Source organism: uncultured Formosa sp., from assembly GCF_947500765.1.
In the GTDB taxonomy this organism is placed as follows: Bacteria; Bacteroidota; Bacteroidia; order Flavobacteriales; family Flavobacteriaceae; genus Formosa.
Window position 1 is genome coordinate 393,373 of sequence record NZ_CANMTH010000002.1, and the last position, 15,814, is coordinate 409,186.

General features: G+C 30.9%; 14 protein-coding genes. All 14 read left to right on the forward strand.

Annotated features, from left to right (window positions below; genetic code table 11):
- Nucleotides 1-71: 71 nt before the first annotated feature.
- The 14 genes from Q1B05_RS04780 (at nucleotide 72) to Q1B05_RS04845 (ending at nucleotide 15,730) form a co-directional block, all read left to right on the forward strand.
- Nucleotides 72-1,370: a nucleotide sugar dehydrogenase gene (locus Q1B05_RS04780; RefSeq protein WP_299778142.1), complete on the forward strand. Its 1,299-nt coding sequence runs from the start codon at nucleotides 72-74 to the stop codon at nucleotides 1,368-1,370.
- 23 nt (nucleotides 1,371-1,393) lie between these two features.
- Nucleotides 1,394-2,392 (forward strand): SDR family oxidoreductase, encoded by a 999-nt coding sequence (locus Q1B05_RS04785; RefSeq protein ID WP_299778144.1) that lies wholly within the window; start codon nucleotides 1,394-1,396, stop codon nucleotides 2,390-2,392.
- Nucleotides 2,393-2,422: 30 nt separating this feature from the next.
- Nucleotides 2,423-3,541 carry a GDP-mannose 4,6-dehydratase gene (gene gmd, locus Q1B05_RS04790; RefSeq protein WP_299778146.1) on the forward strand — a complete coding sequence of 373 codons (1,119 nt, stop codon included), beginning with the start codon at nucleotides 2,423-2,425 and terminating at the stop codon, nucleotides 3,539-3,541.
- Between the two features lie 23 nt (nucleotides 3,542-3,564).
- Nucleotides 3,565-4,521, forward strand: coding sequence for a GDP-L-fucose synthase (locus Q1B05_RS04795; RefSeq protein WP_299778148.1), 957 nt, complete (start codon nucleotides 3,565-3,567; stop codon nucleotides 4,519-4,521).
- A gap of 6 nt (nucleotides 4,522-4,527) precedes the next feature.
- A complete protein-coding gene (locus Q1B05_RS04800; RefSeq protein ID WP_299778150.1) occupies nucleotides 4,528-5,919 on the forward strand; it encodes a UDP-glucose 6-dehydrogenase in 1,392 nt (463 codons plus the stop codon).
- Between the two features lies 1 nt (nucleotide 5,920).
- Nucleotides 5,921-6,943, forward strand: a complete 1,023-nt coding sequence (locus Q1B05_RS04805; protein ID WP_299778152.1) for an NAD-dependent epimerase — start codon at nucleotides 5,921-5,923, stop codon at nucleotides 6,941-6,943.
- A 5-nt stretch (nucleotides 6,944-6,948) separates the two neighbouring features.
- Nucleotides 6,949-7,812 carry an ABC transporter permease gene (locus Q1B05_RS04810; protein WP_299778154.1) on the forward strand — a complete coding sequence of 288 codons (864 nt, stop codon included), beginning with the start codon at nucleotides 6,949-6,951 and terminating at the stop codon, nucleotides 7,810-7,812.
- Nucleotides 7,813-7,842: 30 nt separating this feature from the next.
- Nucleotides 7,843-9,117 carry an ABC transporter ATP-binding protein gene (locus tag Q1B05_RS04815; protein WP_299778156.1) on the forward strand — a complete coding sequence of 425 codons (1,275 nt, stop codon included), beginning with the start codon at nucleotides 7,843-7,845 and terminating at the stop codon, nucleotides 9,115-9,117.
- Between the two features lie 89 nt (nucleotides 9,118-9,206).
- Nucleotides 9,207-10,202: a nitroreductase family protein gene (locus Q1B05_RS04820; RefSeq protein WP_299778158.1), complete on the forward strand. Its 996-nt coding sequence runs from the start codon at nucleotides 9,207-9,209 to the stop codon at nucleotides 10,200-10,202.
- The gene (locus Q1B05_RS04825) at nucleotides 10,203-11,333 is read left to right on the forward strand and encodes a polysaccharide pyruvyl transferase family protein (RefSeq protein ID WP_299778160.1); all 1,131 of its coding nucleotides are present in this window, start codon (nucleotides 10,203-10,205) and stop codon (nucleotides 11,331-11,333) included. It abuts the gene before it with no gap.
- 118 nt (nucleotides 11,334-11,451) lie between these two features.
- A complete protein-coding gene (locus tag Q1B05_RS04830; protein ID WP_299778162.1) occupies nucleotides 11,452-12,666 on the forward strand; it encodes a glycosyltransferase family A protein in 1,215 nt (404 codons plus the stop codon).
- A gap of 132 nt (nucleotides 12,667-12,798) precedes the next feature.
- Nucleotides 12,799-13,590 (forward strand): glycosyltransferase family 2 protein, encoded by a 792-nt coding sequence (locus Q1B05_RS04835; RefSeq protein ID WP_299778164.1) that lies wholly within the window; start codon nucleotides 12,799-12,801, stop codon nucleotides 13,588-13,590.
- A gap of 4 nt (nucleotides 13,591-13,594) precedes the next feature.
- Entirely contained in the window at nucleotides 13,595-14,719 is a 1,125-nt protein-coding gene (locus Q1B05_RS04840; RefSeq protein ID WP_299778165.1) for a glycosyltransferase family 4 protein, read from the forward strand.
- Complete coding sequence (locus tag Q1B05_RS04845) at nucleotides 14,720-15,730, forward strand: glycosyltransferase family A protein (protein WP_299778166.1); 1,011 nt, start codon at nucleotides 14,720-14,722, stop codon at nucleotides 15,728-15,730.
- The last annotated feature ends 84 nt before the right edge of the window (nucleotides 15,731-15,814 follow it).

The following is a 15,814-nucleotide window of genomic DNA, read 5'->3' on the forward strand; positions in this document are numbered from 1 at the left end:
GTTTTAGATGAAATGACGCTAGTGTTGTTAGTGATTTAATAAATTTTAAAGTAACCATATATTCGGATTTTGTGGAAAATGTAAATAAAAAGACTGTAGCTATTATTGGTTTAGGCTATGTAGGTTTACCGTTGGCAGTCGAATTTGCTAAAAAATATAATACTATTGGTTTTGATATAAATGAGAAACGTATAGTTGAACTGAAGGCTGGGAAAGACCATACTTTAGAAGTTAGTTCAGAACATTTAAAAGCAGTGCTTAAGACTGATGAAGAGTTATTAGGTCATGAAGGTTTTTTACCAACAAATGATTTAGCTCATTTAAAAAATGCTAATATTTTTATTGTTACAGTACCAACTCCAACAGATAAGAATAATAGGCCTGTATTAACCCCTCTTATAAAAGCATCCGAAACGGTAGGTAAGGTTTTAAAAAAAGGAGATATTGTTATTTATGAATCTACAGTGTATCCTGGAGTTACAGAAGATGAATGTGTACCTGTTTTAGAGGCATATAGTGGTTTGAAGTTTAATGAAGATTTTTTTGCAGGGTATTCTCCGGAGCGTATAAATCCGGGAGACAAAGAGCACACTGTTGCTAAAATATTAAAAGTAACCTCTGGTTCTACACCCGAAATCGCAGAAGTTGTCGATCAATTATATAAATCTGTAATTACTGCAGGAACATTTAAAGCCACTTCAATAAAAGTAGCTGAAGCAGCTAAAGTCATAGAAAATAGTCAGCGAGATATTAATATCGCTTTTGTAAACGAATTAGCGAAAATCTTTAATTTATTAAAAATTAATACACACGATGTTTTAGAAGCTGCGGGTACAAAATGGAATTTCCTTCCTTTTAAACCAGGTCTTGTAGGTGGACATTGTATAGGTGTAGATCCGTATTATTTGGCTCAAAAAGCACAAGAATCTGGTTATCATCCAGAGATTATATTGGCTGGCCGTCGCTTAAACGATAGTATGGGCGATTATGTGTGTCAGGAAATTGTAAAGGAAATGATTGGTAAAGGTCAGTGTGTTAAAGGTGCTAAATCTTTAATTTTAGGGATCACCTTTAAAGAAAATTGTCCTGATATAAGAAATACAAAAGCAATTGATATTTACCATGGTTTACGTGGATTTCATATAGATGTAGATGTTTTCGATCCTTGGGCTAATGCCTCAGAAGTGAAACAAGAGTTTGGTATTGATTTAGTAGAAAAACTAGAAGAACACACATATCATAGTGTTATTCTTGCAGTATCTCATAACGCGTTTTTAAGTTTAGATATTGAGAAATTGAAAACAGATAATGGAATTATTTACGATGTAAAAGGCGTGCTTCCTGCAGAAATTGTAACTAAACGTTTGTAATAAAATATATTGAAATTAGAGTAATGATACAAGAATTGAACATACCAAGCTTAAAAGAAAAAACTGTTTTAGTAACAGGAGGAGCAGGTTTTATTGGTTCGAATCTCGTTGCAGTTTTATTAGAAAACAAAGCAAAAGTTGTTTGTTTAGATAATTTTGAAACTGGTTATAAAAAAAATATAGAGCCTTATTTAAAAAATAGCTCATTCACTTTAATAGAAGGTGATATTCGCAATTTAAATACATGTCATCAGGCTTGCAAAGGAGTCGATTTTGTGTTGCATGAAGCCGCATTAGGTTCGGTGCCGAGATCTATTGTAGATCCCATAACAACTAATGATGTGAATGTAAATGGGTTTCTTAATATGTTAGTGGCTGCACGCGATGCAAAAGTGAAGCGGTTTATTTATGCAGCGAGTAGTTCCACGTACGGAGACTCGGAAGGGTTACCTAAAGTAGAAGATGTTATCGGAAAACCTTTATCACCTTATGCAATAACGAAGTATGTTAATGAATTGTATGCTGATATTTTTAATACAACCTATGGTTTAAATACAATTGGTTTACGCTATTTTAATGTGTTTGGACGCCGTCAGGATCCAAATGGAGCTTATGCAGCAGTAATACCGCTATTTGTGAAGCAATTAATGAATCATGAAAGTCCTAAAATTAATGGTGACGGATCATATTCTAGAGATTTTACATATATAGATAATGTGTTACAAATGAATTTGAAAGCCATTACTACATCAAATCAATTAGCATTAAATCAAGTGTATAACGCAGCAGTAGGAGACCGAACTACACTTTTAGAATTAGTAACATATTTAAAAATATATTTATCTCATTACGATTCAGAAATCGCTAATGTAAATATAGTTCATGGTCCTAATCGAGTAGGAGATATTCCTCATTCGTTAGCGAGTATTGAAAAAGCACAACAAAAATTAGATTATCAACCAACCCATACCGTTAAACAAGGCATTAAAGAAGCTATAGACTGGTATTGGGAGAATTTATAGAAAGTTTAAAGAATTTATACAAAATGTACAATGAGTAAGAAAGTAGCTTTAATTACAGGTGTAACAGGACAAGACGGAGCTTATTTAAGTGAGTTTTTATTAAAAAAAGGATATGAAGTCCATGGTTTGAAACGTAGATCTTCACTTTTTAATACCGATCGTATCGATCATTTATATCAAGATCCTCATATTGATGGGCGTAATTTCTTCTTGCATTATGGAGATATGACTGATAGTACAAATCTTATTCGTTTGATTAAAGAAATTCAACCTGATGAAATTTATAATCTAGCAGCGATGAGTCACGTACATGTGTCTTTCGAAATTCCTGAATATACAGGAAATGCAGATGGATTAGGAACACTACGTATTTTAGATGCTGTTCGTTTATTAGGATTAGAAAAGAAAACAAGAATTTACCAAGCATCTACTTCAGAATTGTATGGAAAAGTTCAAGAAGTACCACAATCAGAAACGACTCCTTTTTATCCGCGTAGCCCTTATGCAGTAGCAAAAATGTATGCCTATTGGATTACTGTAAATTATCGTGAAGCTTATAACATGTACGCTTGTAATGGTATTTTATTTAACCATGAGTCACCAATTCGTGGGGAAACTTTTGTAACACGTAAAATTACAAGAGCGGTTTCAAGAATAGCTTTAGGACTTCAAGATAAATTTTTCTTAGGAAACCTTGATGCACAACGTGACTGGGGACATGCTAAAGATTATGTGAGAATGATGTGGATGATTCTTCAGGCTGAAGAAGCTGAAGACTGGGTTATTGCAACAGGAAAAACAACACCCGTTAGAGAATTTGTGAAAATGGCTTTTGGTGAATTAGGAATTACATTAGAATTTAAAGGCGAAGGTGTTGAAGAAAAAGCATACGTTGCAGCTTGCGACAATGCAGAATTTCAACTAGAAATAGGAAAAGAAGTATTGGCTGTAGATCCTAAATACTTTAGACCAACAGAAGTTGAATTACTTATTGGAGATGCTTCTAAAGCAAACAATAAATTAGGTTGGATTCCTGAATTTGATTTAAAAGATCTTGTGAAGGATATGATGAAAGGTGATTTAAAATTAATGCAAAAAGATCAATTTCTTAAAGAAGGAGGTTACGATACTTTAAATTATTTTGAATAATCTCACAGCATCATTTTAGTATTATGAACAAAAAATCAAAGATATATATAGCAGGTCATCGTGGTATGGTTGGTTCTGCTGTATGGAGAGCTCTAGAAGCAGATGGTTACACAAATTTAATAGGAAGAACAAGTTCCGAATTAGATTTAAGAGATCAGGTTGCTGTTTCTCAATTTATAACTTCAGAACAACCAGAAGTTATCATTGATGCTGCAGCTCGTGTAGGAGGTATCCTAGCTAATAGCGATTATCCGTATCAGTTTTTAATGGAGAATTTACAAATTCAGAACAATTTAATTGATACAGCACATAAACAAAATGTAAATAAATTCATTTTTTTAGGAAGCTCTTGTATTTATCCAAAGTTTGCACCTCAACCTTTAAAAGAAGCGTGCTTATTAACAGATTCCTTAGAGCCAACTAATGAGTGGTATGCTATTGCTAAAATTACAGGTGTTAAAGCTTGCGAGGCAATTAGAAAGCAATACAACAAAGACTTTGTTAGTCTTATGCCAACAAACTTATATGGTTCTTTCGATAATTTCGATTTAAAAACATCACACGTATTACCTGCCATGTTACGTAAATTTCATGAAGCTAAAGAACATGGTAATTCACCTGTTACATTATGGGGTAGTGGTATGCCAATGCGTGAATTTTTATGTGTAGATGATATGGCAGAATCTGTAGTCTTTGCAGTGAATAATGTCTTGCCAGAACACTTGTATAACGTGGGTACTGGAAAAGATGTAACCATTAAAGAATTAGCCGAAACCATACAAAAAGTCGTTGGACATACAGGTGATATTATTTGGGATTCTGAAAAGCCAGATGGTACCCCAAGAAAACTAATGGACGTTTCAAAATTGAAAGCTGCTGGTTGGGAATATAAAATAGAATTATTACAAGGAATAAAACAAACATACGCTTGGTTTTTGGAAAATCAAGCAGAATTAAAACAAGTTAAATTGTCTAAATAAATCAAGATGAAAATTAAAAACATTTGCTGTATAGGCGCGGGTTATGTTGGAGGCCCTACAATGGCGGTAATCGCACAAAAAAATCCAGGAATTAAAGTTACTGTAGTTGATTTAAATGAGAAGCGTATTGCTGCATGGAATGATAGTAATTTAGATAATTTACCAATTTATGAACCGGGTTTAGATAAAGTTGTTGGAGAAGCTAGAGGAAGAAATTTGTTTTTTTCTACAGAAGTAGATAAAGCTATTGATGAAGCTGAAATGGTATTTATTTCTGTAAATACACCAACTAAAACGTACGGTGTAGGGAAAGGTATGGCAGCCGATTTAAAATATATCGAATTATGTGCGCGTCAAATTGCACGTGTGTCTAAAGACGATAAAATTATTGTTGAAAAATCAACTTTACCAGTACGTACAGCACAAGCTATTAAAAGTATTTTAGATAATACTGGTAATGGTGCAAAGTTTCAAATTTTGTCTAACCCTGAATTCTTAGCAGAAGGAACAGCTGTTGAAGATTTAATGGCTCCAGATCGTGTACTTATTGGAGGAGAACAAACTCCAGAAGGTTTAGAAGCAATTGATGCTTTAGTTAATGTATATGGAACTTGGGTTGCTAGAGAAAATATTATTACAACCAACTTATGGTCTTCAGAATTATCTAAATTAACTGCTAATGCATTTTTAGCGCAACGTGTATCCTCTATAAATTCTTTATCAGAATTATGTGAAGTAACAGGAGCAGATGTTAATGAAGTAGGTAATGCCATAGGAAAAGATAGTCGTATCGGACCAAAATTCCTAAAAGCTTCAGTTGGTTTTGGTGGATCATGTTTTCAAAAAGACATTTTAAACTTAGTCTATATCGCGAAATCTTATGGTTTAGATGCTGTTGCCGATTATTGGGAACAAGTCATTATTATGAATGATCATCAAAAACATCGTTTTGCTAAAAACATGGTGAAGACCTTGTATAATACAGTGTCTGGTAAGAAAATTGCATTTTTAGGATGGGCGTTTAAAAAAGATACTAACGATACAAGAGAATCTGCAGCCATTTATGTTGCTGATATTTTATTGGACGAACAAGCAAATATTGTAGCTTACGATCCTAAAGTAACGGCTCAACAAATGTATGGAGATCTAGATTACTTACAAACTAGAGATTCTGCTTCGAATGAAAAAGGACTTACAGTTGTAAACGATCCTTATGAAGCTTTAGAAGATGCTCACGCTATTGCTGTGTTAACAGAATGGGATGAGTTTAAAACATACGATTGGCAAAAAATTTATGACAATATGCAAAAACCTGCATTTGTATTTGATGGCCGTAATGTATTAGATAAAGCAGCCTTAGAGAAAATAGGCTTCCAAGTTTATGTAATCGGACAATAATATGGAAACTAAAACTATTCTTGTTACTGGAGCAGCTGGATTTATAGGCTTTTATGTGTCTAAACAACTTTTGGAGCTTGGACATACCGTGATAGGTATTGATAATATCAATGATTATTACGATGTGAATTTAAAGTATGCACGATTAGCAGAGCTAGGAATTCAAAGAGAGCAAGCAGAGAAAGAATTGAATATGAGCTCTAGTGTTAACTTTGGAGATCGTATGCAATTCGTTAGAATGAATTTAGAAGATCGAGACGCACTTCCTAATTTGTTCAAATCTCATGCTATAGACTTAGTGTGTAATTTAGCAGCTCAAGCAGGTGTGCGTTATTCATTGGAAAATCCAAATGCTTATGCCGATAGTAATTTGATTGGTTTTTTAAATATTCTAGAATGTTGTCGTCATAACGGTATAACTAAATTGGTTTACGCTAGTAGTTCTAGTGTGTATGGTAATAGCGATGCGGTTCCGTTTCAAGAAACTGCTAACGTAGATCATCCTATAAGTTTATATGCCGCGACTAAAAAAGCGAATGAACTTATGGCACATACCTACAGCCATTTATATGGATTTGAAACTATAGGTTTACGTTTCTTTACAGTTTATGGGCCTTGGGGTAGACCAGATATGGCCATGTTCTTGTTTACTGATGCTATTATTAATAATAAGCCTATAAAGGTGTTTAATAACGGAGAGTTGTCAAGAGATTTTACCTATATAGATGATATTGTTTCGGGCGTGTTATCAACATTATTAGAGCCTTCAGACTCTAACCAGTTATATAAATTGTATAACATAGGAAATAGCCAACCTGTAAAATTATTAGATTATATAGAAGCTATAGAAGATGTAATTGGTAAAGCAGCCGAAAAACAGATGTTACCTATGCAGGCAGGAGATGTGAAGCAAACGTATGCCGATGTCTCTAAACTAAAGAAACAATATAATTATCAACCAAAAACCAATGTTAAACAAGGGGTGTCAAACTTTGTAACATGGTACAAAAATTATTATAACTAACATATATGCAAGATTCATTAGAACAAGATGATTGGACGATAGAAATATATCCGAAATCAAAATTATTAGATCTTAATTTAAAAGAAGTTTGGAAATATAGGGATTTATTAGCCTTATTTGTGCGTCGTGATTTTGTTGCGATATATAAACAAACCATATTCGGACCATTGTGGTTTTTTATACAACCTGTTTTGACTACTATTATGTTTATGGTAGTGTTTGGAGGAATTGCTAAAATGAGTACAGATGGTATGCCACAAGCTGTATTCTATTTATCAGGTATTGTGTTATGGAATTATTTCTCAACGTCACTTTCTAATACCTCTAATACATTTGTCACAAATAAAGGAGTTTTTGGTAAGGTGTATTTTCCAAGATTAATAACACCAATAAGTGTTATTGTTTCTAAGTTACTAACATTTTTTGTGCAATTTTTATTATTTATAGGAGTTTATTTATATTATCTTTTATTTACAGATACTAATTTAGAGCCTAGTTTTCTAATTCTTTTAACTCCATTATTAATATTAATTACTGCAGGCTTGGCTTTAGGATTGGGTTTAATTATTACATCGTTAACTACAAAATATCGTGATTTTATTTTTCTCTTAGGTTTTATTATTCAATTGGGTATGTACGCCACACCAATTATTTATCCTGTAAATACCATTAGTAATGAAAAAATTAAAATGGTTATTATGGCAAATCCAATGAGTAGTATTATAGAAACGTTTCGTTATGCATTTTTAGGTGTAGGAAATTTTAGTTGGGGTGCATTAATGTATAGCACAATAGTAATGTTGACACTTCTTGTTGTAGGCGTAATTACTTTCAACAAAGTTGAAAAAAGTTTTATGGATACAGTATAATGAATAAGATTGTAATTAAAATTTAAAAGAATGAAACCTGCAATAAAAATAGAGAATTTAAGTAAACAATATCGACTAGGAACAGTTGGAACCGGGTCATTTGCACATGACGTTAATCGTTGGTGGCACACGGTTAGAGGTAAAGAAGATCCCTATTTAAAAATAGGAGAGTCTAATGATAGATCTACTAAAGGTAATTCTGAATATGTATGGGCACTTCAAGATATCAATTTTGAAGTTCAACCTGGAGAAGTTCTGGGTATTATTGGAAAAAATGGAGCAGGTAAATCTACTTTACTTAAATTATTAAGTAGGGTAACTGCACCAACTACAGGTAGTATTAAAGCTCGAGGGCGTATTGCATCTTTATTGGAAGTGGGAACTGGCTTTCATCCAGAATTGACAGGTCGTGAGAATGTGTTTTTAAATGGAGCCATCATGGGGATGACAAAGAAGGAAATATCATCTAAATTTGATGAAATTGTAGATTTTGCTGGTTGTGAACGTTACATAGATACACCAGTAAAACGATATTCATCAGGAATGTATGTCCGATTGGCTTTTGCAGTTGCAGCTCATTTGGAACCTGAGATTTTAATAGTAGATGAAGTGTTGGCAGTAGGTGATGCTGAGTTTCAAAAAAAGGCTATTGGTAAGATGAAAAGTGTTTCATCAGAAGGAGGGCGAACAGTATTATTCGTGAGTCATAATATGGCTTCTGTTAAGAATTTATGTACTAAAGGTGTTTTAATGGAAAACGGAACTGTTAAATTAACAGGAGATATAGATACTGTGGTAGAAAGTTATATTAAAGGTAATGCTGCAAACACAGAGAATACTGAATATGTGGCTAAAGATTTAGAATTAACAGATTTTCAAACTTTAAGAATTAAAAAGGCTTATTCAACGTCATTAGGAGTAAAAAATAGTAATGTTTTTGCTGGAGATGCCTTTGATATTAATGTAGAATACATTTCTAATGAATTAGACCGAAACTGTAGACTTTTTATCGGCGTTTATAATCAAAGTGATCAGAAATTATTGCATTTAGGTAATGTATATGGTGGGATTGACACGTTTAAGTCTAAAAATGAAGGAAAAATTGTTTGTAGTATTCCTAAGTGTAATCTAAAAGATGGTGCTTATACTATAAACTTGTCTTTTCATGTAGATGGTTTTCCTGCAGATCGTGTAAAGAATGCATTTACTTTAAATGTTGAAAATGGCGATTTTTATGGTACAGGTAAATTACCTGATGGAAGAGAAAATGTTTTTTATATTGAACAAAATTGGCAAATTTCATGAGAGATAAAATAGATTACCTAATTCTAAGAATTTTTAAATCCATAGTTTATAGATTAAGAAATCGGTTTAAGCCAAAGAAATTAGACCTTATGAAATGGGCTATAGATTCTCCTGTTAAAAGTACAGTGTACTATACTTTAATAGATAGTGGTTTCGATATTGAACATTTTAGAGTCTTAAATGGTAAGTATAATCATAAGGCGAACAGTAAATCATCAGGTATTTATGCTCAAACTAGACGTAATGTCCATAGAATAGAAAAGGGAATATCTGCTAGTTTTTTAAAAAAAAGAAATGTATTTGCTAAGGAATATATTGAAGAAACTATTAATGGAGTGGAGAAACTCTTAGATTCTAAATATATAGATACACCTTTTCATAAATGGAGTTTTGATGTGTTAAATAGCTATTTTTCGTTAATAACATTAGATGATTATTTTAATAATTTAAAAAATAAATGGGATGAAATAGTAAAAAAACACCCTTTAAAAAATGGTGAAAATATTGTTAATTACTCTCCTTTTCAACACAATAAATTACCGGTTTCTAATATTTCTTTTACAGAGCTAGATACTTTATTTAAAAGAAGACATTCTGTTAGATGGTATAACGATGATGAGGTTGATGTACAGTTGATTAAAAAAGCTGTGGGTTCTGCATTAGCATCACCAAGTGCATGTAATAGACAACCTTTTGAAGTATTATATATAACAGGAAAAAAATTAGAAGAATTAAAACCATTAAAACTTGGTTTTGAAATGTTTTCAGATTCTATAAAGGCTTTTATTTTTATAGTAGGAGACTTAAGTTCGTATATTGAAGAAAGAGATAAGCATCTCATTTATATTGATGGTAGTTTATTTGCCATGTCTCTTATGCTTGCTTTAGAAGCATTGGGTATATCTTCATGTCCAATCAATTATCCAGATGTTACAAATATAGATAATAAGGTTCAGGATATTTTAAACTTAGAAGGCTACCAAAAAGGAGTTATGCTTATGTCTGTGGGATACGCTAGTGATAATAGCCCTATTCCGTTTTCAGCAAAAAAAGGTGTTAATGAAATTTTTAAAGAGATAAACTAAATGAATATATTAATTGATAATGCAGGTTTTGTTAATAAAGGAGCAGAGTTAATGCTTTTTGCTGCTAAGAATAAACTTGAAGAAATCTCACCTAGTAGCAAGCTTGTATTACGTGAGTATGTGGCACTAATGCCTTTGCCTGAGGTAAGAGAAAAAGGGTTTTATATTTTAAAAGATATAAAAGGCGGAAAATATAATCTTATACCAAATAAACTTACTCATTTTTTAGGTGTTATTAGACCCTCAGATATTGATTTAGTTATAGATGCTGGAGGATTTCAATTTTCTGATCAATGGGAGAAATCTTATTCGAAAGAAAATAACATAATCTTAGATAAATATTATAGTAATTTAAAATCAAAAGGTGCTAAAATAGTCTTTTTACCTCAAGCATTTGGGCCTTTTACGCAACCATTAGCTCTAGAACGAATTAAAATAGTTTTTAAAAACGCCGATTTAATTTATGCAAGAGAACAGGCATCTTATCAATTCTTAGTCGATGTATTTGGCGAAAGTTCGAAAATTAAAATGTCTCCAGATTTTACAAATATTTATAAGCCAAAAGTGCCAATGGTAAATTTATTGGCTAATAAAGAATATGTAGGTGTTATTCCAAATCAAAAAATGATTACGCATACAGATACAAGCCAATCTAACCAATATTTTGATTTTATACTTAAGCTTTGCAAGGCTGTTATTCAGAGAGGAGAAAAATTAATTTTAATTAATCATGAAGGTACTGGTGATTATGAAATAATAAAAAAACTACAAGATCAATTACCTGAAGATGTGGTCGTATTATCAGATTTGAATTCATCAGAAGTTAAGGCTGTTATTAGTAGATTAAAACTACTGGTCTCTTCAAGATTTCATGGTGTAGTTAGCGGTCTGTCTCAAGGCGTACCTACCTTCTGTACAGGGTGGAGCCATAAGTATCAAGAACTGCTTAGAGATTATAAAGTTGAAGACAATTACTTGCTTTTGGATGATTATTTAAATGCTGTTCAAAAAATTGAAAGTGTTCTAGATACTCCAAATAATAATAGTCATATTCAAACAGAAGAAACAATTAATCAATTAAAAGAGCAGGTAGAGCATATGTGGATGGATATTAAAAAGTTGTATTTTTAATATATCGATAGCATAAGATTTTATAGAAAATAACCTTTAGGATTTGCTGCTTTATAAGTTGAAAAAAGATTAATAGTACATAATTTATTGATAAATCAATTTACTTATTAGTTTATAAATGACAGAAAAAATAAACAAAACGGGAAACATAGCAATAGTTATTCCCACCTTTAATAGAAAAATATCATTTCAACGTTTATTACATAGTATTGATAATGCTTTTTTTTCTAAAAACCGGAAAGTAGATCTGATTATTAGTATAGATTACTCACAAGATAATTCTTGTTCTATAATTGCAGAAGAATTTAATTGGGAATTTGGAGAAAAAAAAATAATTAAACATGAATTTAATTTAGGATTAAAAAAACACATATTATTTTGTGGAGATTTAGTTAAAGATTATGATGCAATTATTATGTTAGAAGATGATTTATGGGTGTCTCCGAATTTTTATAATTATGCAACTCAGTCTTACGAATTTTTTAAAGATGATCCTGGAATCGGACAGATTTCACTATACGCTTATCAATATGATGAAAATAGTTTTTCGAAGTTTTTTCCTATAATAAATGGTAAAGATAATTACTTCATGCAAATTCCTAGCTCATGGGGTCAGCTATGGACAAAAAGCCAATGGGAACGATTTAGAAAGTCTTTTGACCAAGGAGAATTAGATATCATGGAAGATGACTTGTTACCTAATAAGGTAATTTATAAATGGTCAAGTGCATCATGGAAAAAACATTTTTATAAGTACTTAGTACAAAATAATCTTTACGTAGTTTATCCATATTATTCATTAACCACCAATTTTGCCGATGCAGGAACAAATTTTTCAGATTCTGTGTCATTTTATCAGACTCATTTAAATTCAAATTTAAATAAATTTGATTTTTGTGTATTGGATGAAAAATCAATAATTTACGATTATAATTTTGAACTATGTTTTAATTCTGTTAAACATTTTGTTAACTTCGATTCGGACATAACTTCTGTTGAGTTAGATTTAAATGGTCAAAAAGATTTATCCAAAGTACAAGCTGAATATTTAATATCTACCAAAAAGTGTAATAAACCTATAAAGAGTTTTGGTAGTTATTTGTTGCCTCAGGAATTAAATATATTTTATAACACGAAAGGAGAATTTTATGTTTTAGCTAAGACTTCTGATTTTGTTAATGAAATTACTTGGGATAAAGTCAATGAAAGAAATATTCAGTTTATCCCAACATCATTAAAGAATTTTATTTCAAAAAAAATTAAATTTAAATATGAGAGTTCATTTTTGATAAGAAATTTTTTAAAAATGAAAACAATTTTAAGAATGAATTAATAAACTAGTTTGATGAAATATCACATAAAAAATAAATGTTGTAATGTGAATATTTAATAAATAGATTGTTAATCAGGTGTTTGCAGTTAATTAAGTTATATCTCATTTTAGAGATTAAATGAAAAGATTTAAATGAAATTATCAATAATCACAATTAATTATAACGATATAAACGGGTTAGAAAGCACCTTTAAAAGTGTATTTAATCAAACATACCAAGAGTTTGAATACATTGTAGTAGATGGAGGCTCTACAGATGGAGGGAAAGCTTTAATCGAAGAACACTCGGATAAGATTAATTATTGGATTTGCGAACCCGATAATGGGGTCTACGATGCCATGAATAAAGGTATTAACGAGGCTACAGGGGAATATCTTTATTTTTTAAATTCAGGAGATACATTTTATAATAAAGATGTATTATCTAACATTTCAAAACTAATAACTAAGAATGCTCCAGATATAGTGTATGGTGATGTAAATGATGTAGATGAAAAAACGGGAGATTCGAAAATTAGACCAAAAAAGCATTTAGATAAGATTGCATTGTTTAATAAAATGGTATGCCATCAAGCTCTATTTTGTAAAAAAACATTGTTCGTAAATAATCTTTTTAATACAGATTATAAGATAAAAGGCGATTACAATTTTTTATTAAAAGCATTTACATTATATCAGCCAATGGTACTACAAATAGATTTAATAATTGCAAATTATTTGATGGGAGGTCTTAGTGATGTTCAATATAATACTTATAGTGTGAAGGAAATTCCTCAAATTAGAAACGCACACTTCTCACAGAAAGAACAGCAATTGTTAAGACGTTATATCTTTAATCCTAAAATTGAAAGTTTACCTTTAGGTCATATTATTAAGAACACATTAAAGTATATTTTACAAATTAAACATCCAAATCTTAGTTAAAATTTTGAAACTTATTATAGTAGCCCGACAATTAGGTATTCAATCAGAGCACTGGTTAAAACGACAAATTGAATTGTTAAAAGATCAAATAGAACTTGTTGTAGTTTTAGGGAAGAGTTCTGTAACTCATGTCTCTGGAGTACCAGTTAAGTCTTTGGCCTTTGAACATGAATTAAAGTATAAGGTTTTAACAAAAATATTTAGTAAAGATATTTTAGAGTATAAGAAAACTAAATTACAACATATTATTGAGCATTCTAATGCTGATTTGGTAATGTTTCATTATATCGATTTTGCTCTAAATTTTAAAGATATCATACAAAACACAAACAAACAATGTTATGTCTATTGTCATGGTTATGATGTTACTTGGGATTTAAGAAAGCATAACAACCCAAATGAAAAAGTCTTTCTTTCAGAATATACAGATAAAGTATTAGAGTTATCTCATGGTGTACAATTTATAGCAAATTCTAAAAGCACTCAAAATAAATTAACTTCAATTGGAGTGAAACATGAAAAAATTAAAACTAAATATTTTGGTGTAGAGAAAAATGAATTTAGACCTATTCCATCTGAATTTACCTTATTATTTTTAGGGCGTTTAGTAGATTTTAAAGGACCGCATTTGGTATTGCAAGCTTTTGAAAAAGCATGTGAACTAGGTATGAAAGGAAACATGATTTTTGCAGGGGATGGCCCCTTAAGAGAGACTATTGAATTATTGCGTCAGAATTCAAAGTATAAAGATAGAATAGAAATCTTGGGAGGTGTTAATTATGATACTGCGCAAGAATTATTTCATAAAGCTTCTGTCTTCGTCGCTCATAATTGTAATGGTCAACTCACTTTGCAAGAAGAAGCTTTTGGTGTTTCAATAATTGAAGCCATGAGTTTTGGTATACCTGTAATTACAGGAGCGTCTGGAGGAACTAAAGAGACTATAGTACATAATGAAACGGGATTTTTATTTGATCCATTTGATGTTGATGCACAAAAAGATTATTTTTTGAAATATTATAGCGATAATAAATTATTGCTTACACATAGTGAAAATGCTCAAAAGTATGTGCGTAATAATTTTAGTTTAGAACAAGAGTATAAATGGTACCAACAAATTTTAAGTTAAATGACTAAAGTTAGTATTGTAGTACCTGTATATAATAGGGCAGACGTAATTTTAGATACTGTAAATTCGATAATAAATCAATCGTATACAGATTGGGAATTGTTATTGATAGATGATGGTTCTACAGATGAGACTAGAAAGGTTCTAGCAGAAATAGACAACAGTGAATTAAGAATACTAAACTTTAACAGAGAGGCGTTTAGAAAAGAAAAAGGTGCACCAGTTTGCAGAAATATAGGCCTTGAGAAAGCATCTGGAGAATACGTTATGTTTTTAGACTCTGATGATCTTTTATCTCCGTCATGTTTAAATGATAGGGTCGCTAAATTAAAAGAATTTCCAGAGACAGATTTCTTAGTGTTTTCAGGAGCTTTTTTTGCAAAGAATATAAATGACTCAGATAGACTTTGGAATAGGTTTACAGAGGAAAACGATCTTGGTCGTTTTTTAAGAGGTGATGTTGTTTGGCAAACCACAGGTCCAATTTGGAAACGGAATTTTTTATTAGATAATCAACATAAGTTTGATGAAGAAGCTAACAGTTCTCAGGACTGGGAATTTCATATAAATATTTTATTAGAGAAACCAAACTATTTTAAGATAGAGGGTAAACCTGATTATTTTGTAAGAAGGGATGAGGATGACTCAGGAAGAATTAGTGGAGGACATAACTCTTACGAAAAATATAAGAATAGAATTGATTTAATACTTAAATTATTGAATTCTATTTCTAGCAAAAATGAATTGAATGCACTACATAAATATTTAGTTAGAGATACTATTTCGTGTCTTAGAAAAGAAGCATCAAAAGATGTTTTAGATCTGTTTTTACTTGTAAATAAGCAATTTCCCAAGAACATTAAGAAATATTGGCCGATATTTATAAAACTAAGTTATTGGAGTTTTAATGTAAAAAGTGATATCGCTTATAGGATTATAGCTAAATTAATAGATTTTGCATATCCTGGATATTTTAAAGGATTCAAAATGAGTTATAGATCTAAGTATTAAATTTTATAAAATATTAAAGAAATTGATGATTTCTTAAATAAATTCATTTTTTAATACAAATGTTGATAAAGAGTAATTACAAAT